This is a genomic window from Rhodococcus sp. IC4_135 (assembly GCF_011602025.1).
In the GTDB taxonomy this organism is placed as follows: domain Bacteria; phylum Actinomycetota; class Actinomycetes; order Mycobacteriales; family Mycobacteriaceae; genus Rhodococcus_F; species Rhodococcus_F baikonurensis.
In genome coordinates this window covers 1-1,065 of the sequence record NZ_JAAOLG010000106.1, presented here as the reverse complement: position 1 = coordinate 1,065, position 1,065 = coordinate 1, and the positions used below count along the sequence as shown (strand labels likewise).

Genomic DNA, 1,065 nt, shown 5'->3' with positions numbered 1-1,065 from the left:
TTCACAGTCTCCCACCTATCCTACACAAACCGAACCGAACACCAATACCAAGCTGTAGTGAAGGTCCCGGGGTCTTTTCGTCCTGCCGCGCGTAACGAGCATCTTTACTCGTAATGCAATTTCGCCGAGTCTACGGTTGAGACAGCTGAGAAGTCGTTACGCCATTCGTGCAGGTCGGAACTTACCCGACAAGGAATTTCGCTACCTTAGGATGGTTATAGTTACCACCGCCGTTTACTGGGGCTTAAATTCTCAGCTTCGCTCCCGAAGGAACTAACCGGTCCTCTTAACCTTCCAGCACCGGGCAGGCGTCAGTCCGTATACATCGTCTTACGACTTCGCACGGACCTGTGTTTTTAGTAAACAGTCGCTTCTCACTGGTCTCTGCGGCCCCACCCAGCTCAGACAGTACATGTCGTCACCAGACAGGGCCCCCCTTCTCCCGAAGTTACGGGGGCATTTTGCCGAGTTCCTTAACCATAGTTATCTCGATCGCCTTAGTATTCTCTACCTGACCACCTGTGTCGGTTTGGGGTACGGGCCGTGTGAAAGCTCGCTAGAGGCTTTTCTCGGCAGCATAGGATCACTGAATTCGCCTCAATCGGCTACGCATCACGTCTCAGGCTATGTGTGACCCGGATTTGCCTAGGTCACGCCCTACACGCTTACACCAGTATTACCACTGACTGGCTCAGCTACCTTCCTGCGTCACCCCATCGCTTGGCTACTACCAGATCAGGTCCCATGCATCCACCAACTCGAGACCCGAAGGTCTTCTCGTGGCTTCAGGATGGTTAGTATCACTGATTCACCATGGGCGCGTTCACACGGGTACGGGAATATCAACCCGTTGTCCATCGGCTACGCCTGTCGGCCTCGTCTTAGGTCCCGACTCACCCTGGGCGGATTAACCTGGCCCAGGAACCCTTGGTCATTCGGCGGACGAGTTTCTCACTCGTCTTTCGCTACTCATGCCTGCATTCTCACTCGTGTGGCCTCCACGGCTAGGTCACCCTGCCGCTTCCATGGCCACACGACGCTCCCCTACCCATCCACACACCTGCC

1 rRNA gene is annotated in these 1,065 nt (G+C 55.1%); it reads right to left on the bottom strand.

The features are described 5' to 3' along the window. A 23S ribosomal RNA gene (locus tag G8767_RS35180) occupies positions 1 to 1,065 on the bottom strand; the annotation flags it as partial.